Below are 17,820 nucleotides of genomic sequence, written 5' to 3'. Positions count from 1 at the left end.
TCCGCTATACCGGCATTCTTTACGCCATCGACGCCCGCATGGGCAAGGAGTCAGAGACATGAGCACCTCGCAAAAGAAACCAAGCGCGCCCGCCGCCAAGAAAGAAAGCGCGCAAGCCGAGGAAAAAACCGGGTTCAAGCCCAAGAAGTCCGTTGCACTGTCGGGGGTGGTGGCCGGCAATACGGCGCTGTGCACCGTTGGCCGCACTGGCAACGACCTGCACTATCGCGGCTATGACATCCTGGATTTCGCCGGCACGGCCGAATTCGAGGAAATCGCCCACCTGCTCGTGCATGGCAAGCTGCCCAACAAGGCCGAACTGAAAGCGTACAAGGCAAAGCTGCGCGCGCTGCGCGGCCTGCCCGCGCAATTGCAGGACGCCCTGGAAACCCTGCCCGCGTCCAGCCACCCCATGGATGTCATGCGCACGGCCGTATCGGTGCTGGGCTGCGTGCTGCCCGAAAAAGACGACCACAATGTCCCGGGCGCGCGCGACATCGCCGACCGGCTGATGGCGAATCTGGGGTCGGCGCTGCTGTACTGGTATCACTACAGCCACAACGGCCGCGTCATTGACGTCCAGACCGACGACGACAGCATCGGCGGGCACTTCCTGCACTTGCTGCACGGCGAAAAGCCGTCCGACGACTGGGTGCGCGCCATGCACACCTCGCTCATTCTGTACGCCGAGCATGAGTTCAACGCGTCGACCTTCACCAGCCGCGTCATCGCGGGCACGGGGTCGGATATTTATTCCGCCATCACGGGCGCCATCGGCGCGCTGCGCGGCCCCAAGCATGGCGGCGCCAACGAAGTCGCCTTCGAAGTGCAAAAGCGCTACGACTCGCCCGACGAAGCAGAAGCCGACATCCGCCGCCGCGTCGAGGCCAAGGAAGTCATCATCGGTTTCGGCCACCCGGTATACACGGTGTCCGACCCGCGCAACAAGGTCATCAAGGAGGTCGCGCGCAAGCTGTCCAGGAAGGCGGGCAGCACCAAGATGTACGACATCGCCGAGCGTCTTGAAACGGTAATGTGGGACGCCAAGAAGATGTTCCCGAATCTGGATTGGTTCTCGGCCGTCAGCTATCACATGATGGGCGTGCCCACTGCGATGTTCACGCCGCTGTTCGTCATCGCGCGCACCGCCGGCTGGTCGGCGCACATCATCGAGCAGCGCATCGACAACAAGATCATCCGCCCCACCGCCAACTACGTCGGCCCGGAAGATCAAAAGTACGTGCCGCTCGACAAGCGCAAATAAGCCGCTCGCGAAAAAAGAAAAGGCTTGGGCGCATGCCCAGGCCTTTTTTGTTTTGAAGGACAGGTCTTTTGGGGGCTTGAAGGTGTCTGGAGTCTAGAGGTGTCTGGCACTCTTGCAGTGTTAAAGGTGTCTGACACCCTTCGGGAGTCAGACACCGGCGTTTTGGCGCCTAAAGACGTCAGACGCCCTTCCAGAGACACCGGTGTGCTGGCCCGCCCGGCAGGTGTGGGACGCCGGCCCGCCCGGCAGGTGCGGGAACGCCGGCCCGCTGGCTCGCGCTGTATGCCCTCTGGTGTCTGACTCCCGCAGGGTGTCTGACACCAGACACGCAGGCGCACAGAGAGCCCGACACCTGACGCTCAAGCGCCCACAGAGCCCGACACCAGACGCTCAGGCCGTGGCCGGTCCGCTGGCAGGCGACCACGGCGCGCGCACCCAGCCTTCCATGAGGACTCGCGCGCTGCGCGACATGATGGCCTTGGTGACTTTCCATTCGCCGTCGACCAGGTTCGCCTGCGCGCCCACGCGCAGCGTGCCCGACGGGTGGCCGAACCGCACGCCATCGCGCTGGCCGCCGCCGGCGGCCAGATTGACCAGCGTACCCGGCACGGCTGCGGCCGTGGCAATGGCCACCGAGGCCGTGCCCATCATTGCATGATGCAGTTTGCCCATCGACAGCGCCCGCACCAGCAGATCGATGTCGCCGGCCGCGACGCGCCGGCCGCTGGACGCGGTGTAGTCGCGCGGCGGCGCCACGAACGCCACCTTGGGCGTGTGCTGGCGCGCGGCGGCTTCTTCCAGCGACTTGATCAGGCCCATGCGCAAGGCGCCGTGCGCCCTTATGGCCTCGAAGCGCGCGAGCGCCGCCGGGTCGCCATTGATGTCGTCCTGCAATTCGGCGCCCGTGTAGCCCAGCGCCTCGGCTTGCAGAAAAATCGTGGGAATGCCGGAATTGATGAACGTGGCCTGGAAGCTGCCCACGCCCGGAACATCCAGTTCGTCAACCACGTTGCCCGTGGGAAACATGGCCCCGCCCTCTTCGCCTTCGTCGGCCGGGTCCATGAATTCCAGCCGCACTTCCGCCGCCGGGAAGGTCACGCCGTCGAGCTCGAAGTCGCCGGTTTCCTGCACCAGCCCGCCCGACATCGGCACATGGGAGACGATCGTCTTGCCGATGTTGGCCTGCCAGATGCGCACCACCGCAACGCCGTCGCGAGGCACCCGTTCGGGGTCCACCAGTCCGTTGGCGATCGCATAAGGGCCCACCGCGGCCGACAGGTTGCCGCAATTGCCGCTCCAGTCCACAAAGGGCTGGTCGATCGACACCTGGCCGAACAGATAGTCCACATCATGCCCGGGCCGGCTGCTGCGCGACAGGATCACCGTTTTACTGGTGCTGGACGTCGCCCCACCCATGCCGTCGATCTGCTTGCCATACGGGTCGGGGCTGCCGATGACTCGCAGCAGCAAGGCGTCGCGATCGGGGCCGGGCGCCTGCGCCGCGTGGGGCAGGTCCGTCAGCTTGAAAAACACGCCTTTGCTGGTGCCCCCGCGCATGTAGGTGGCGGGTATCCTGATCTGGGGAGCATGGGCCATGTTGCAGTCCTGAATAATCTGAACCATTCTTGATCTGTTTCGAAGTAACCGCGTGTGCAGGCGTGCCCGCCTGATCAGCCCGCCTTCTGGTCGACGGCGGCCGCCTCGGCTTCGAGGAAGTCTTGCGCAAAGCGCTGCAGCACGCCGCCCGCTTCGTAGATGGAGACTTCTTCGGCGGTGTCGAGCCGGCAGGTTACGGGCACCTGCAGCGTTTCGCCGTTGCGCCTGTGCACTACCAGCGTAAGGTCGGCGCGCGGCTGTCGTACGCCGATCACGTCGTAGGTTTCGGTGCCGTCCAGCGCCAGCGTGCTGCGGTTGGTGCCCGGCTTGAATTCCAGCGGCAATACGCCCATGCCCAGCAGGTTGGTGCGATGGATGCGTTCGAAACCTTCGGCCACGATGGCCTCGACGCCGGCCAGCCGCACGCCCTTGGCGGCCCAGTCGCGCGACGAGCCCTGGCCGTAGTCGGCGCCGGCCACGATGATCAACGGCTGCTTGCGCTGCATGTAGGTCTCGATGGCTTCCCACATGCGCATCACCTTGCCGTCGGGCTCGACGCGCGTCAGCGACCCCTGCACGACCTTGCCATCGGCATCGCGCACCATCTCGTTAAAGAGCTTGGGATTGGCGAATGTGGCGCGCTGGGCGGTAAGGTGGTCTCCCCGGTGCGTCGCGTACGAATTGAAATCTTCTTCGGGCAGGCCCATTCTGGCCAGGTATTCGCCCGCGGCGCTGTCGGGCAGGATGGCGTTGGACGGCGACAGGTGGTCGGTGGTGATGTTGTCGCCCAAGAGCGCCAGCGGACGCATGCCGCGCAGCGTGCGCTCGCCGGCGAGCGCGCCTTCCCAATACGGGGGGCGGCGGATATACGTGCTTTGCGGGCGCCAATCGTACAGCGGGCTGACGGCCTCGCGGCGCTCGTTGCGGATACCGAACATGGGTTCGTAGACGTTGCGAAAGTGCTCTGGCTTGACGGCGGCCTGCACCACCGCGTCGATTTCCTCGTCGCTGGGCCAGATGTCCTTCAGGCATATCGGCTTGCCGTCGGCATCGATGCCCAGCACGTCCTGTTCGATGTCGAAGCGGATGGTGCCGGCAATGGCATAGGCCACCACCAGCGGCGGCGAAGCCAGGAAAGCCTGTTTCGCATAGGGATGGATGCGTCCGTCGAAATTCCGGTTGCCGGACAGGACGGCCGTGGAATAGAGGTCGCGGTCGATGATTTCCTGCTGGATCGCCGGATCGAGCGCGCCGGACATGCCGTTGCACGTGGTACAGGCGAACCCCACGATGCCGAAGCCCAGTTTGTCCAGTTCGGCGGTCAGGCCGGCTTCTTCAAGGTAGAGCGCCACCGCCTTCGATCCCGGCGCCAGGGAAGTCTTGACCCACGGCTTGCGCGCGAGGCCCGCACGATTGGCATTGCGCGCAAGCAGCCCCGCGGCAATGACGTTGCGCGGGTTGCTGGTGTTGGTGCAGCTGGTAATGGCGGCGATGATGACCGCGCCATCGGGCAGCAGGCCGGGCTGCGACGCCACCGGGCCGGCGATGCCGCGCGCGGCCAGGTCGGACACCGGCAGGCGCCGGTGCGGGTTGGAAGGCCCCGCCAGGGTACGCACGACGCTGGACAGGTCGAACCGCAGCACGCGTTCGTACTGTACATTGGCCAGCGTGTCGGACCACAACCCCGCCGTGCGGGCATAGGTTTCCACCAGCCGCACCTGTGCGTCGTCGCGGCCGGTGAGCTTCAGGTATTCGATGGTCTGGCCGTCGATGGAGAACATCGCGGCGGTTGCGCCATATTCGGGCGCCATATTCGAAATGGTGGCGCGGTCGCCCAGGGTCAGGCTCGAAGCGCCATCCCCGTAGAACTCGAGATAGGCGCCCACTACCCGTTCCTTGCGCAGGAATTCGGTCAGCGTCAGTACGATATCGGTAGCCGTGATACCCGGCTGGCGCCGCCCCGTGAGCTCGACCCCGACGATGTCGGGCAGGCGCATCCATGACGCGCGGCCCAGCATGACGTTCTCGGCTTCGAGCCCGCCCACGCCGATGGCGATGACGCCCAGGGCGTCTACATGCGGTGTATGGCTGTCGGTGCCCACCAGCGTATCGGGAAACGCCACGCCGCCCTGTGCGTGTATGACAGGCGACATGCGCTCGAGATTGATTTGATGCATGATGCCGTTGCCCGGCGGCACGACATCAACGTTGCGGAATGCCTTGCGCGTCCATTCGATGAAATGGAAACGGTCTTCGTTGCGGCGGTCTTCGATGGCCCGGTTCTTGGCGAACGCGTCGGGCTCGAACCCTCCGTGCTCCACTGCCAGTGAATGGTCGACGATCAACTGCACCGGCACCACCGGGTTGACCTTGGCCGGATCTCCGCCCTTTTCCGCGATGGCATCGCGCAGGCCCGCCAGGTCCACCAGCGCGGTCTGGCCCAGAATGTCGTGGCACACCACCCGCGCGGGGAACCACGGAAAGTCCAGGTCGCGCCGGCGCTCGATGAGCTGCCGCAGGGCGTCGTCGAGCAGCGCAGGGTCGCAGCGGCGCACCAGGTTCTCGGCCAGCACCCTCGACGTATAGGGCAGGCCATCATAAGCGCCGGGCGCCAGCGCCTCGACGGCGGCGCGTGCATCGAAGTAGTCCAGGTCGGTGCCGGGCAGGGGCTTGCGGTATTTGGTGTTCATGCTTCCGTACGCGGCAGGTTGCCCTGCGCGATCTGCTGTTCAATGTTGAGACGCGACGCGCGGATATGCCTGCGCATCAGGAGTTCCGCCAGTTCCCCGTCGCCGTCGGCCAGCGCGTCGAGGATACGGTGATGCTCGGCGTACGCCTGGCGGGGGCGATTGGGCGTGGCCGAATACTGGATGCGATACATCCGCGCCAGTTGGTAAAGGTCGTCGCACAGCAGGCGGATCAGCATCTGGTTGCCGCTGGCCTGCACGATGCGGTAATGGAAATCGTAGTCGCCCTCTTGCAGATAGTAGCCCCGGCCGGCCTGGAAGGCCTCGTCACGTTCGTGGGCCTCGAGCACCCGGCGTAGCTCGTCTGCGCCGGCGGGTGTCATGCGCGCGGCGGCCAGCCGGCAAGCCATGCCTTCGAGCGACTCGCGTATCTGATATAGCTCGCACAGTTCTTGCTGACTGAGCGAGACAACCCGCGCGCCCACATGGGGTATGCGCACCAGCAGCCGCTGCCCTTCGAGCCGATGAATGGCCTCGCGCAAGGGCCCGCGGCTGATGCCGTAGGTGCGCGCGAGCTCGGGCTCGGACATCTTGGTGCCCGGCGCGATCTCGCCCTTGACGATAGCCGCCTGGATCTTGCGGAAAACGTGGTCCGCAAGGGTTTCGGATTCAGATTCGGCGGCAGGGCGCAATACTGCGACTTGGGCGTCCATGTCGACAATTTCACGGATGGAGACCGGGAAATTATAGTCAGATTGTACTTTCAGGGCTAGATTGTCAACAATCATCCAATTGCTTTCGTGACCACCCCCCAGCCTGCCGTCGCGTGGCGCGCGGCGCGCAGCCTGCACCAGGAGCCGCCATGTCCGTCATTGAATCGAACCTGCGTCCCGAACCCGACCAAGTGCTGGCCGATATCGCCGACTACGTGCTGGACTACCAGGTCGAAAGCCAGCCGGCCTGCGAAACCGCGCGAAACTGCCTGATCGATACGCTGGGCTGCGGCCTGGAAGCGCTGGAGTACCCCGCATGCCGCAAGCTCCTGGGCCCCATCGTGCCCGGCACGTCCGTGCCGCTGGGCGCCAAGGTGCCTGGCACCCAGTTCCAGCTCGACCCCGTCCAGGCCGCTTTCAACATCGGCGCCATGATCCGCTGGCTGGACTTCAACGATACGTGGCTAGCCGCCGAATGGGGCCATCCCTCGGACAACCTGGGCGGCATACTGGCCACCGCCGACTGGCTCTCGCGCAACGCCGTGGCCGCGGGCAAGCCGCCGCTGACCATGCGCGACGTTCTCACCGCCATGGTCAAGGCCCATGAAATACAGGGCTGCATCGCGCTGGAGAACTCGTTCAATAAAGTGGGCCTGGACCACGTCGTGCTGGTAAAGGTGGCATCCACGGCTGTCGTGGCGCAGATGCTGGGCCTGTCGCGAGACGAAATCATCAACGCCGTCTCGCTGGCCTGGGTCGACGGCCAGAGCCTGCGCACCTACCGCCACGCTCCCAACACCGGCAGCCGCAAGAGCTGGGCGGCGGGCGACGCCACCAGCCGCGCCGTACGCCTGGCGCTCATCGCACGCACCGGCGAAATGGGCTATCCCTCGGTGCTCACAGCCAAGACCTGGGGCTTTTACGACGTTTTGTTCAAGGGTCGGCCCTTCAGGTTCCAGCGGCCCTATGGCAGCTACGTGATGGAAAACGTGCTGTTCAAGATTTCGTATCCGGCCGAGTTCCATGCGCAAACCGCCGTGGAATGCGCCATGGACATTCACGCGCGCCTGCTCGCCGCGGGCAGGTCGCCGGCGGAAATCAAGCGCATCGTGATCCGCACACACGAGGCCTGCATCCGCATCATCGACAAGCAGGGCCCGCTGGACAACCCGGCCGACCGCGACCATTGCATCCAATACATGGTGGCCGTGCCGATACTCTTCGGCCGCCTCACCGCGGCCGACTATGAAGACGACGTGGCCGCCGACCCGCGCATCGACGCCCTGCGCGCCAAGATCGTGTGCGTAGAAGACCCGGCCTTCACCCGCGACTATCACGATCCCGACAAACGCTCCATCGCGAATGCGCTCACCGTGGAATTCAACGACGGCACCCGACTGGACGAAGTGGTCTGCGAATACCCCATCGGCCACAGGCGCCGCCGCCAGGAAGGCATCCCGTTGCTGGAAGCCAAATTCCGCACCAACCTGGCCCGCATCTTCCCGCCGCGCCAACAGGCCCGCATCCTGGACGCGTCCCTGGACCAACACACCCTGGAAGCCATGGCCGTGCATGAATATGTAGACCTGTACGTCATCTGACCCGCACACCGACGGCGGCCGCCGCATGCAGGCCCGCAGCCCTGCGCTGCCTGGAATGGCCGGGCACGGCGGGTTGGGCGGCGGGGCAGCACAGGCAAGGCCCCATCCTTGACTACAATGCACCCATTCCCTTTCGTTGTATCGGACGCGCCGCCATGCTCTGGGTCAAGGCCTTTCACATCGTTTTCGTTACGTCCTGGTTCGCGGGCCTGTTTTACCTGCCGCGCATCTACGTCAACCTCGCCCAGCAGCCGGACCACGCCGTGCAGTCCACCCTGGTGGCCATGGGACGCCGTCTTTACCGCTTTACGACCATGCTGGCCGTCATCGCCATCGCCCTGGGGCTGTGGCTGTATGTGGGCTATGGCATAGGCATGGGCCCCGGCAACGGCTGGATGCATGCCAAGCTGTTCTTCGTACTGCTCATCATCGGCTACCACCATGCCTGTGGCGTGATGCTGCGCAAGTTCGAACAAGGGCGCAACACGCGCTCGCACCGGTTCTACCGCTGGTTCAACGAAATTCCGGTCTTGTTGCTGGTGGCAGTGGTGCTGCTGGTCGTACTCAAGCCTTTCTGACGCCCCTTGCCCGGCCCCACGGCCCGGATTCGTATGCCTTCTGATGATCACTCCCGCCGCAAGACCCTGACGGTCAAGAAAACAGCCCGCGACGCCCATGCCGCGGGCGATCGCGGCAAACGCACGCGCAGCGGCGCGCGCGCACGCTCGGCAGCCCAGATGGAGCTCGCCAAAGAGAAAACCGGGCGCACTCTGGCCCGCCCGGTGCCGCAGCAACGGGCCGAGTCCGGCACATTCTCCGCGCGCGCCGGGAAGGCGCCCGGCCAGCGCGGTACGCACGACGAAAGCCAACGCGCGCCGCGCTCCGGGGCCTTCGGGCCGCGCGACTCCGAAACCGGCGACCGGCCGTCCGGCGCACGGCGGCGCGAGCCGCGCGCAGCGCGCGAGCCGGAAACCTTCGACATCTTCGCGCCCTGCCCGCAGGGCCTGGAAGAAGCCCTGACCGCCGAAATGCAGGCGCTCGGCTTTGCCGATGCCCGGGCCGGGCGCGCCGGCTGTCATTTCCGCGCCGACTGGGCCGGCGTGCAGCGCGCCAACCTGTACTCGCGGCTGGCCACCCGCATCCTGGTTCAGGTGGCCCACGAGGAAATCTCGCACGAAGACGACATCCTGTACCTGGCCCGGGACGTACCCTGGGAACGCTGGTTCGGCGCCGAGCAGACCCTGCGCGTGGACACCTCGGCCATCAAAAGCCCCGTGCAAAGCCTGCACTATTGCAATCTGCGCGCCAAAGACGGCATTTGCGACCGCCTGCGTGAACGCGAAGGCGAACGCCCCAGTATCGACACCGTGCGTCCCGATGCGCGCGTACACCTGTTCCTGACCGGCCAAACCGCCACGCTGTATCTCGATACGTCGGGCGAATCGCTCTTCAAGCGGGGCTGGCGGCTCGACAAGGGCGAAGCGCCCCTGCGCGAAAACCTGGCGGCCGGCATGCTGGCGCTGGCCGGCTGGGACCCGGCGGGGGCATTGCTCGACCCCTTCTGCGGCAGCGGCACGATCCTGATCGAAGCGGCCTGGATCGCGCTGGGCGTGCCCGCGGGCATCTCGCGGCCATTTGGCTTCGAGCGCCTGCGCGATCACGATGCACGCCGCTGGCAAGACCTGAAAGACGATGCCCGCAGCCGCATTCTGCCGCAGCTGGACGCCCCGCTGGTGGGCTATGACCTCGACCCCCGCGCCATCGATTTCGCCCGCAGCAATGCAGAACGCGCCTGGCTGACGGCCGACAGCATCCGGTTCGAGGTAGGCGACGCGCGCTCGGCGCCCCCGCCCGCCGAGCAAGGGTGGATCGTCACCAACCCGCCATACGGCGAGCGGCTGCCCAGCGACGAATCGGACCTGTGGCGCGAATGGTCGGCGCACCTGAAGCGCGAATACGCCGGCTGGCAGCTGCATGTGATTTCCAGCGACCGCGATCTGCCGCAGCACCTGCGCCTGAAGCCACTGCGCCGCATTCCGCTGTACAACGGCGCGCTGGACTGCCGGTTGTTCGGATTCGAACTCGTGGCCTCGAGCTATCGAGACCGTCCGCCCGCGGCGTTGTAAAAAAACAGCAATACGGGCTTGATACCGTTGCGGTCAAGCCACAAAACGCCAAGCCGGTGCATGATGGGCGCCAGTTCAGTGCACACCGCACTAAAGGCTTGCATAAATTCAGGGTTAACCCTAAAATTCGGGTTAACCCGTAGCGTCACCGAACGCACACGAATTTAGCAAGCCTGGAACCATCGTGATCAACCCGAATACCTTTCGCCTGACCGACGAACTCGAACGTCAGCTGATGTTGCAAGCCATCGAAGAACAGTTCCGCCCCCGCCCCATGCGCGCCCTGGCATCCGGCCTGCGCAAACTGGCTCTGGGCATCAAGTCGCTGATGGCTCGCGAAGGCGCCAAGGCCGCGCAATCGGCCGCCTGAGGCAGCCCGCGGCAAAGTAACGATTTCCCCTTGGGGGCTGCAACAGCCCCTTTTAAGACCCACCCCGCAACGGGTGGTTTTTTTTTCGCCCGGGCGCGCCGCCCGGATGCGGGATAATACGCCCCCATGACCCACACCCCTACCCCGTCGACCCCCAGCAGGCTGCGCCGATTCGCCTGCATGATGTACGAAGCCGTATTGCTGTTCGGCGTGGTCTTCCTTGCCGGATACCTGTTCGACACGCTGACCCAGAGCAAGCACGCACTGATGCTGCGCCATGCGCGGCAAGCCTGGCTGTTCGTGGCCATCGGCATTTATTTCCTGGTGTGCTGGCGCCGCAGCGGCCAGACGCTGCCCATGAAAACCTGGAACATCCAGTTGGTGGACCGCGACGGCCGCCCCCCGTCGGTGCCGCGACTGGTCGCGCGCTATCTGCTTGCATGGCCGCTTGTGCTGGTGGGCGCGGGCATTGTGGCCGCCGCATCGGCGGCCACACAATGGAAGTCGGTGGACATGTTCATCGTGCTGGCGCCGTTCATGACCTTTGTATGGTCCTGGTTCGACCCCGACGGCCAGTTCATGCACGACAGGCTGCTGGGAACGCGCCTGCGCAACGCGCCGCCCCGCAAACGCTAGGGCCGCGGCAAGGCCGGCTGTGGCACGCCGGCTCCGCATCTGTCACAACACCGTCACCGGAAAGTCACGCGGCAGTCATGGCGGGGTGGTTACATCCCGGACATGAGCTCATTGCACGCCGACACCCCCGCGAGCGACCTGTCCGCCACACACTGGCGCACGCTCTGGATATCCGACCTGCACCTGGGCACGCCCGGCTGCAAGGCGGATTTCCTGCTCGACTTCCTGGAACAGAACGAGTCCGATACGCTTTACCTGGTGGGCGATATCGTGGACGGCTGGCAGCTGCGCAAGCACTGGCACTGGCCGCGCGCCCATAATGATGTCGTGCAGCGCATCCTGCGCAAGGCCCGCAACGGAACCCGGGTGGTATTCGTGCCGGGCAACCACGACGAATTCGCCCGTGAGTTCATCGGCTATGCGTTCGGCGATATCGAGATCCTGGACGAAGACGTTCACGTCACCGCGCGGGGCATGCGCTTGCTGGTGCTGCACGGCGACCAGTTCGACGGCGTGATACAGCACAGCAAATGGCTGGCGCACCTGGGCGACACGCTCTACCAGTCGGCCCTGTGGCTGAACCACCACTTCAACCGCATGCGGCACCGGATGGGCCTGCACTACTGGTCGCTATCCCAATATCTGAAGCACAAGGTCAAGAACGCCGTGGCCTTCATTACCGATTTTGAAGAGGCCCTGGCGGGTGAAGCCCGCCGGCGCGGCCTGGACGGCGTCGTGTGCGGCCATATCCACAAACCCGAACTGCGGGACGTCGGCGGGGTGCTTTACTGCAATGATGGCGACTGGGTCGAAAGCCTGTCGGCCCTGGCCGAAGCCCATGACGGCGAGCTGATGCTGCTGGACTGGAGCGCCCGCCACCGCCAGCGGCCGGCACGCGCCCGGCCACGTCGCCGGACGTTGGCGCTGCCAGCGCTACCATCGGCCTTGACCCGCCAGGACCGGCACCCGTAAAAACCCTTATACGTCCCCTTTAGCGGCATGGGAATGTTGCAGTCTGCGGCCCTCTAGGTCATGCTTGCATATGGGGCACCCCGGCCCCAGGCGGCCTTTCCCTGTGGACAGTTCGCCGGCGCGCTAACAACATAGGGCCATGAACGACCAATATCACGCGCTCTACCAAACATTCCACTGGCTGGTGCCATCCCAATTCAATATTGCGGACGTATGCTGCCACCGCTGGGCCGCCAACAGTGCCGACGCCCGTCGCATCGCCATCTATTACGAAGATGAGGCCGGCAACCGGGAAGTCTGGACATACGCTCGCCTGGCCGAGGCCGCCAACCAGTTGGCCAATGGCCTGGTGAAGATGGGCGTCGAACGTGGAGACCGGGTGGGTGTGGTTTTAGGGCAACGGCCCGAAACTGCCGTGGCCCACATGGCGATCTACAGCGTCGGCGCCATTGTGGTGCCCCTGTCGCCCTTGTTCGGCCCCGAGGCGCTGCAGACGCGCTTGCGCGATTCCGAGGCCAGAGTCGCGATCGTCGATTTCGCATCCAGCGCCAATCTGCTTTCCATCAGCGATACCTGCCCTGCCCTGCACCAGGTTATCGGCATCGGCTTTGCCGACGAGCGCGTGCTGCCCTGGCGCAGCCTGCTGGCCCGCCAGCCCGGGGAATTCAAGCCGGTCGCCACCCGTTCATCCGATCCGGCGATACTGCTTTACACATCGGGCACCACCGGCGCACCCAAGGGCGCCCTGCTGCCTCATAGCGTGCTGATCGGCAATCTGCCGGGATTCGTGGCCTCGCAAGACTGGTTTCCCAAGCCCAATGATGTGTTCTGGTCGCCGGCCGACTGGGCCTGGACGGGCGGCATGATGGACGCCCTGCTGCCCACGCTGTATTTTGGGCACCCCATTGTCGGCACGCGGGCGCGCTTCACGCCCGAACGCGCATTCGAGCTGATGGAGCGCTACCAGGTCACCAACACCTTCCTGTTTCCCACGGCGCTCAAGATGATGATGAAAGCCGTGCCCGAACCCGCCACCCACTATAAGCTGGCGCTGCGGTCCATCATGAGCGCCGGCGAAAGCGTGGGCGAAACCGTGTTCGACTGGTGCCGCACGGCGCTGGGCATCACGCCCAATGAAATGTTCGGCCAGACGGAAATGAACTACCTGGTGGGCAACAGCCGGATGCGCTGGCCCGCCAAGCCGGGCAGCATGGGCCGCCCGTACCCCGGCCACCAGGTGGCCGTCATCGACGAGGCCGGCCAACCCGTAGCGCCCGGTGAAATCGGCGAAATCGCGCTGAACCGCTACGACATTCACGGCTTTCCCGACCCTATCCTGTTTTTGGGCTACTGGCGCAACGAGGCCGCGACCGCGGCAAAGTTCACGGGCGACTGGTGCCGCACCGGCGACCTTGCCACCGTGGATACCGACGGCTACCTGTGGTACGCTGGCCGAGCGGACGACGTATTCAAATCGGCCGGCTACCGTATCGGCCCGGGCGAAGTCGAAAACTGCCTGCTCGGGCATCCCGCCGTGGCCAATGTCGCCGTGGTGCCCAAGCCCGACGCCGAGCGCGGCGCGCTGGTCAAGGCATACGTGGTGCTGACGGCCGAATACGCCGACCGCGACCCCGACCAGATCAAGCAGGCGCTGCAAGAGCACGTGCGAGACCGGCTCGCCCCGTATGAATATCCGAAAGAGATCGAGTTCATCGCCGAGCTTCCCATGACCACCACCGGTAAAATCCAGCGCAGGGTGCTGCGCCAGCGCGAAGAGGCGCAGGCGGGCATACACGCCTGACCACTACCGGAGACAGTTGCATGGCCATCTATCAACTCGACGATCACACGCCCGTCATCGACCCCAGCGTCTATATCGCCGACAGCGCCGACATCATCGGCAATGTCACGCTGCATGCCGGCGCAAGCATCTGGTCGCACGTGGCGATCCGCGGCGACAACGCTCCTATCGTGGTGCACGAAGGCACCAACATCCAGGAATCCAGCGTGCTGCACGTGGACGAAGGCTGCCCGATGACCATCGGCCCGCGTGTCACCGTGGGGCACCAGGCCATGCTGCACGGCTGCACCATCCATGAGGGCGCCCTGATCGGCATGCAGGCTATTGTGCTGAACAACGCTGTGATCGGTCGCAACTGCCTGGTGGGCGCCGGGGCCATTATTCCCGAAGGCCGCATCATTCCCGATAACTCGCTGGTCATCGGCGTGGGCAAGGTGGTGCGCGAACTCAGCCCCGAAGAAATCGCCGACATGCAACAGAACAACCGCGTCTACGAGGCCCGCGCCAGGCATTACAAGCAGGCCCTGAAACGCGTCGGATAACCCGCGCGGCGGGCCTTTTGATCGGCTAACATTCCTGTATGACCGATCAACTCAAGAAATTCCTGTTCGAAGACCGCACGGTGCGGGTGCAAGCCGTGCGCCTGAGCGAAACCTGGCGCCAGGCCCAGGAACACCATCAATACCCACCCGCCGTGCAACGCCTGCTGGGCGAACTGATGGCCGCCGCCACGCTGCTGGCGGCCAATATCAAGTTCGAAGGCTCGCTCGTGCTGCAGATCCAGGGCAGCGGGCCGATCGCGCTGCTGGTCGTCGAATGCCAGTCCGACCTGAGCCTGCGCGCAACGGTCAAGGTGCGCGACGGCCACGAAGTGCCCGCCGATGGCGACCTGCAAAGCCTGCTCAATGCCGACGGGCAGGGCCGCTTCATCGTGCTGCTGGACCCGCGTCGCAAAGTGCCGGGCCAGCAAACCTATCAGGGCATCGTGCCGCTGGAAGGCGACACCGTGGCGCAGGTGCTGCAGCACTACATGAAAGCGTCCGAGCAACTGGATACGCGCCTGTGGCTGCAAGCCAACGGCGAGCACGCCGGCGGGCTACTGGTGCAGCGCCTGCCCGACCATGGCGGCACGGCGCAGGGCGGCAATGCGGCCGAAACGATGGCGCGCGCCACCCTGCTGGCCGACACGCTCAAGCCCGACGAGCTGGTGCACACCGACACAGACACGCTGATCCACCGGCTGTACTGGGAAGAAACGCTGCTGACGTTCGAACCCGCGAACGTGCGCTGGCATTGCACGTGCACGCGCGAACGCGTTTCGGGCATGCTGCGCACGCTGGGCGAAGACGAAATCAAGGCAATCCTGGCCGAAGAGGGCACCGTGCGCGTCACCTGCGACTTCTGCGGCAAGCCGTACGAGTTCGATTCCGTCGATTGCTCCGGGTTGTTTGCCCCGGCGCGCCCCATGCCCGAGCAGGATCCGCCCACGGTGCACTAGGCGGCAGGCGGCCGGCCCTCGGCCAGGAGCAATACACCCTGGCGTAATTGCCACAATCGACGGCGCGGCAGCGGCGGCGCACACTGGCGGCCATGCCCTGTGTTGTTCGTCGTTCGCATTGCCGGCGGTTGCGCGCCGTTCGCCGCCCCAGCCGCGGGGCGGCGCTGGTGGAATTTGCCATTGCCGCACCGCCACTGCTGCTGCTTGCCATGCTGGTGATCGAAGCCACGCACTGGCAGCTGGCGTGGCAGCGCACGTATGTGGCCCTGGTCGAAGCCGCCCGCGCGGGCGCCCTGCACCACGGCCACCCCGAAGTCATTGCGCGGGCGTTTGCATCGCACGCGGGCGCCGACGCGGCCGGCGTGCCGCCAACCCAGGACGGCGGCCCCGCGCACGGCTGGCGCATCGCTATTCTGCAGCCCGCCCCCGAGGCCATACGGGCCCACGCGCGGGCGGGGCTGCGCGTGCCCGGCGCCGCGGGCCGCATCGCGGCAAGCAACGATTACCAGGCCGAACATCATGCCTCGCGCGGGGCCATCGCCGGGCATACCATCTACGACGCCAACACCCTGTGGCTGCGCCTGACCTACCCGCACAGGCCGCTGGCTCCCCTGACCCGCACCTTGCTGCGCACGGTGGCAGACGCGGCCGGGCCCTGCTCCCGCCCCTGGCTGGCCAAAGGCCTGCTGGCGCTGCGGCTGGAGCTGCGCATCGAAATGCAATCGCATCCGGTGGACTGGCACGCTGCGCCCGCCGTACGGCATGAAGCCGTAGGCTACGGCGAGGAAGGCTGTAACGGAAAGCCGCCGTGACGGGAAGGTCAGCGGCGCGGCGCAGCCGGCTTGCCGGATGACGGCGCGGGCTGGGCCTGGGGAGGCACCGGGCTGCCCGGGGGCAGGATATGCACGAAGACCTCGCCTTCGCGCATCATGCCCAGTTCGCTGCGGGCGCGTTCTTCGATGGCGCCCACGCCCGTGGCCAGGTCTCGGACTTCGGCCTCGAGCGCCGCATTGCGCGCCCGCAGGCCTTCGTTGATGTCATGCTGCGCCGCCACCTGACGTTGCAGGTCCCATACCTTGAACCAGCCACCCTTGCCCAGCCAGAGCGGATACTGGATCAGGACCACCAGAACCAGCAGCACCAGGAACAGCAGGCGCATAGACAGACACCCTTGACTATTGCGGCGGACCGCAGGGGCCGGGCGCCAGGCGCCCGGTTCGATTAACGCAGGTTGTAGAAGGCGTCCAGCCCCGGATACGAAGCCACTTCGGCCAGTTCTTCTTCGATGCGCAGCAACTGGTTGTACTTGGCCATGCGGTCCGAGCGCGACAGCGAGCCGGTTTTGATCTGCATGGCGTTGGTGGCCACGGCGATATCGGCGATGGTGGAATCCTCGGTTTCGCCGGACCGGTGCGACACCACGGCGGTGTAGCCCGCCCGCTTGGCCATCTCGATGGCGGCGAAGGTTTCCGTCAGGGTGCCGATCTGGTTGATCTTGATGAGGATCGAGTTGGCGACGCCCTTCTGGATGCCTTCTTTGAGGATGCGCGTGTTGGTGACGAACAGGTCGTCGCCCACGAGCTGCACCTTCTTGCCGAGCTGGTCGGTCAGGAGCTTCCAGCCTTCCCAGTCGTTTTCGGCCATGCCGTCTTCGATGCTGATGATCGGGTACTTGTCGCACCAGGTGGCCAGCAGGTTGGCGAATTCCTGCGACGTGAGCGACAACCCGCCCTCGCCGGCCAGGGTGTACTTGCCGTCGCGGAAAAACTCGGAGCTGGCGCAGTCCAGGCCCAGCGCGATCTGCGAACCGGGCTCGTAGCCGGCTTCGGCGATGGCCTTCAGGATGAGCTGGATGGCCGCTTCATGGTTGGCCACATTGGGGGCGAAACCGCCTTCGTCGCCCACGGCCGTGGACATGCCTTGCGCGTGGATGAGCTTCTTCAGCGCGTGGAAGACCTCGGCGCCCCACCGCAGGGCTTCGCGGAAGCTGGTGGCCCCCACCGGCAGGATCATCAGTTCCTGCAGATCGAGGTTGTTGTTGGCATGCGCGCCGCCATTGATGACGTTCATCATGGGCACGGGCATGCTCATGGGGCCGCTGCCACCGAAATAACGGTACAGCGACAGGCCCGACTCGTCGGCGGCCGCGCGGGCCACGGCCATACTGGCGGCCAGCATGGCATTGGCGCCCAGGCGTTCTTTGGTTTCGGTGCCGTCCAGTTCGATGAGGGTGCGGTCGACGAAGGTCTGTTCCTGGGCGTCCAGGCCCATCAGGGCTTCGGAGATCTCGGTGTTGAGGTTCTCGACGGCGCGCAGCACGCCTTTGCCCAGGTAGCGCGACTTGTCGCCGTCACGCAGTTCGATGGCTTCGCGCTGGCCGGTGGAAGCGCCCGAGGGCACCGCGGCGCGGCCCATCGCGCCGGACTCGAGCAGCACGTCGCACTCGACGGTGGGGTTACCGCGCGAGTCGAGGATTTCGCGGCCAATGATGTCGACGATTGCACTCATGATTTTTTGATTCCCAGAACGATAAACAGAGTCTTGACGGCGGCATCA

At 65.4% G+C, this 17,820-nt stretch carries 16 protein-coding genes; 11 read left to right on the top strand and 5 right to left on the bottom strand.

Annotated elements, in window-relative coordinates:
* Nucleotides 1–58 precede the first annotated feature (58 nt).
* Nucleotides 59–1,264, top strand: coding sequence for a bifunctional 2-methylcitrate synthase/citrate synthase (prpC, locus tag CAL18_RS04760; protein WP_026640426.1), 1,206 nt, complete (start codon nt 59–61; stop codon nt 1,262–1,264).
* A 390-nt stretch (nt 1,265–1,654) separates the two neighbouring features.
* Here prpC and prpF read toward each other — a convergent pair whose 3' ends face one another.
* The 3 genes from prpF to CAL18_RS04745 form a co-directional block, all read right to left on the bottom strand.
* Nucleotides 1,655–2,860 carry a 2-methylaconitate cis-trans isomerase PrpF gene (gene prpF / locus CAL18_RS04755; RefSeq protein ID WP_094817462.1) on the bottom strand — a complete coding sequence of 402 codons (1,206 nt, stop codon included), beginning with the start codon at nt 2,858–2,860 and terminating at the stop codon, nt 1,655–1,657.
* Nucleotides 2,861–2,934: 74 nt separating this feature from the next.
* On the bottom strand, nt 2,935–5,550 hold the full coding sequence (gene acnD / locus CAL18_RS04750) for a Fe/S-dependent 2-methylisocitrate dehydratase AcnD (protein ID WP_094817413.1): 2,616 nt from the start codon (nt 5,548–5,550) through the stop codon (nt 2,935–2,937).
* Complete coding sequence (locus CAL18_RS04745) at nt 5,547–6,260, bottom strand: GntR family transcriptional regulator (RefSeq protein ID WP_026640423.1); 714 nt, start codon at nt 6,258–6,260, stop codon at nt 5,547–5,549. The genes acnD and CAL18_RS04745 overlap by 4 nt, the downstream gene beginning before the upstream one ends.
* A 149-nt stretch (nt 6,261–6,409) precedes the next feature.
* Between CAL18_RS04745 and CAL18_RS04740 the strand changes: the two genes are divergently transcribed.
* From CAL18_RS04740 to CAL18_RS04695, 10 genes are all read left to right on the top strand, one after another.
* Nucleotides 6,410–7,861, top strand: a complete 1,452-nt coding sequence (locus tag CAL18_RS04740; RefSeq protein WP_026640422.1) for a bifunctional 2-methylcitrate dehydratase/aconitate hydratase — start codon at nt 6,410–6,412, stop codon at nt 7,859–7,861.
* Nucleotides 7,862–8,016: 155 nt separating this feature from the next.
* Nucleotides 8,017–8,439 carry a CopD family protein gene (locus CAL18_RS04735; protein WP_026640421.1) on the top strand — a complete coding sequence of 141 codons (423 nt, stop codon included), beginning with the start codon at nt 8,017–8,019 and terminating at the stop codon, nt 8,437–8,439.
* Nucleotides 8,440–8,472: 33 nt separating this feature from the next.
* Nucleotides 8,473–9,987 (top strand): THUMP domain-containing class I SAM-dependent RNA methyltransferase, encoded by a 1,515-nt coding sequence (locus CAL18_RS04730; RefSeq protein WP_094817412.1) that lies wholly within the window; start codon nt 8,473–8,475, stop codon nt 9,985–9,987.
* 184 nt (nt 9,988–10,171) lie between these two features.
* Complete coding sequence (locus CAL18_RS04725) at nt 10,172–10,357, top strand: hypothetical protein (protein WP_038852468.1); 186 nt, start codon at nt 10,172–10,174, stop codon at nt 10,355–10,357.
* Nucleotides 10,358–10,483: 126 nt separating this feature from the next.
* A complete protein-coding gene (locus CAL18_RS04720; RefSeq protein ID WP_094796176.1) occupies nt 10,484–10,993 on the top strand; it encodes an RDD family protein in 510 nt (169 codons plus the stop codon).
* A 102-nt stretch (nt 10,994–11,095) separates the two neighbouring features.
* Nucleotides 11,096–11,965 (top strand): UDP-2,3-diacylglucosamine diphosphatase, encoded by an 870-nt coding sequence (locus CAL18_RS04715; RefSeq protein WP_026640417.1) that lies wholly within the window; start codon nt 11,096–11,098, stop codon nt 11,963–11,965.
* A gap of 139 nt (nt 11,966–12,104) precedes the next feature.
* On the top strand, nt 12,105–13,766 hold the full coding sequence (locus tag CAL18_RS04710; protein ID WP_026640416.1) for an acyl-CoA synthetase: 1,662 nt from the start codon (nt 12,105–12,107) through the stop codon (nt 13,764–13,766).
* A gap of 20 nt (nt 13,767–13,786) precedes the next feature.
* Entirely contained in the window at nt 13,787–14,308 is a 522-nt protein-coding gene (locus CAL18_RS04705; RefSeq protein WP_026640415.1) for a gamma carbonic anhydrase family protein, read from the top strand.
* Between the two features lie 38 nt (nt 14,309–14,346).
* On the top strand, nt 14,347–15,264 hold the full coding sequence (gene hslO, locus CAL18_RS04700) for an Hsp33 family molecular chaperone HslO (protein WP_026640414.1): 918 nt from the start codon (nt 14,347–14,349) through the stop codon (nt 15,262–15,264).
* Nucleotides 15,265–15,431: 167 nt separating this feature from the next.
* A complete protein-coding gene (locus CAL18_RS04695; RefSeq protein WP_170940287.1) occupies nt 15,432–16,076 on the top strand; it encodes a pilus assembly protein in 645 nt (214 codons plus the stop codon).
* An 8-nt stretch (nt 16,077–16,084) separates the two neighbouring features.
* On the opposite strand, the gene ftsB is transcribed toward CAL18_RS04695, so the two are convergent.
* Nucleotides 16,085–16,423, bottom strand: coding sequence for a cell division protein FtsB (ftsB, locus tag CAL18_RS04690; protein ID WP_026640412.1), 339 nt, complete (start codon nt 16,421–16,423; stop codon nt 16,085–16,087).
* Between the two features lie 62 nt (nt 16,424–16,485).
* Complete coding sequence (gene eno, locus CAL18_RS04685) at nt 16,486–17,772, bottom strand: phosphopyruvate hydratase (protein WP_026640411.1); 1,287 nt, start codon at nt 17,770–17,772, stop codon at nt 16,486–16,488.
* Between the last annotated feature and the right edge of the window lie 48 nt (nt 17,773–17,820).

Source organism: Bordetella genomosp. 7 (genome assembly GCF_002261415.1).
Classification (GTDB): domain Bacteria; phylum Pseudomonadota; class Gammaproteobacteria; order Burkholderiales; family Burkholderiaceae_B; genus Bordetella_A.
The sequence above is the reverse complement of the archived record's forward strand: the minus strand, read 5'-3'. Positions and strand labels throughout refer to the sequence as shown.

Coding starts and splice junctions, on each gene's coding strand:
- prpC (WP_026640426.1), top strand. CDS start 59: ATGAGCACCTCGCAAAAGAAACCAAGCGCGCCCGCCGCCAAGAAAGAA.
- prpF (WP_094817462.1), bottom strand. CDS start 2,860: ATGGCCCATGCTCCCCAGATCAGGATACCCGCCACCTACATGCGCGGG.
- acnD (WP_094817413.1), bottom strand. CDS start 5,550: ATGAACACCAAATACCGCAAGCCCCTGCCCGGCACCGACCTGGACTAC.
- CAL18_RS04745 (WP_026640423.1), bottom strand. CDS start 6,260: ATGGACGCCCAAGTCGCAGTATTGCGCCCTGCCGCCGAATCTGAATCC.
- CAL18_RS04740 (WP_026640422.1), top strand. CDS start 6,410: ATGTCCGTCATTGAATCGAACCTGCGTCCCGAACCCGACCAAGTGCTG.
- CAL18_RS04735 (WP_026640421.1), top strand. CDS start 8,017: ATGCTCTGGGTCAAGGCCTTTCACATCGTTTTCGTTACGTCCTGGTTC.
- CAL18_RS04730 (WP_094817412.1), top strand. CDS start 8,473: ATGCCTTCTGATGATCACTCCCGCCGCAAGACCCTGACGGTCAAGAAA.
- CAL18_RS04720 (WP_094796176.1), top strand. CDS start 10,484: ATGACCCACACCCCTACCCCGTCGACCCCCAGCAGGCTGCGCCGATTC.
- CAL18_RS04715 (WP_026640417.1), top strand. CDS start 11,096: ATGAGCTCATTGCACGCCGACACCCCCGCGAGCGACCTGTCCGCCACA.
- CAL18_RS04710 (WP_026640416.1), top strand. CDS start 12,105: ATGAACGACCAATATCACGCGCTCTACCAAACATTCCACTGGCTGGTG.
- CAL18_RS04705 (WP_026640415.1), top strand. CDS start 13,787: ATGGCCATCTATCAACTCGACGATCACACGCCCGTCATCGACCCCAGC.
- hslO (WP_026640414.1), top strand. CDS start 14,347: ATGACCGATCAACTCAAGAAATTCCTGTTCGAAGACCGCACGGTGCGG.
- ftsB (WP_026640412.1), bottom strand. CDS start 16,423: ATGCGCCTGCTGTTCCTGGTGCTGCTGGTTCTGGTGGTCCTGATCCAG.
- eno (WP_026640411.1), bottom strand. CDS start 17,772: ATGAGTGCAATCGTCGACATCATTGGCCGCGAAATCCTCGACTCGCGC.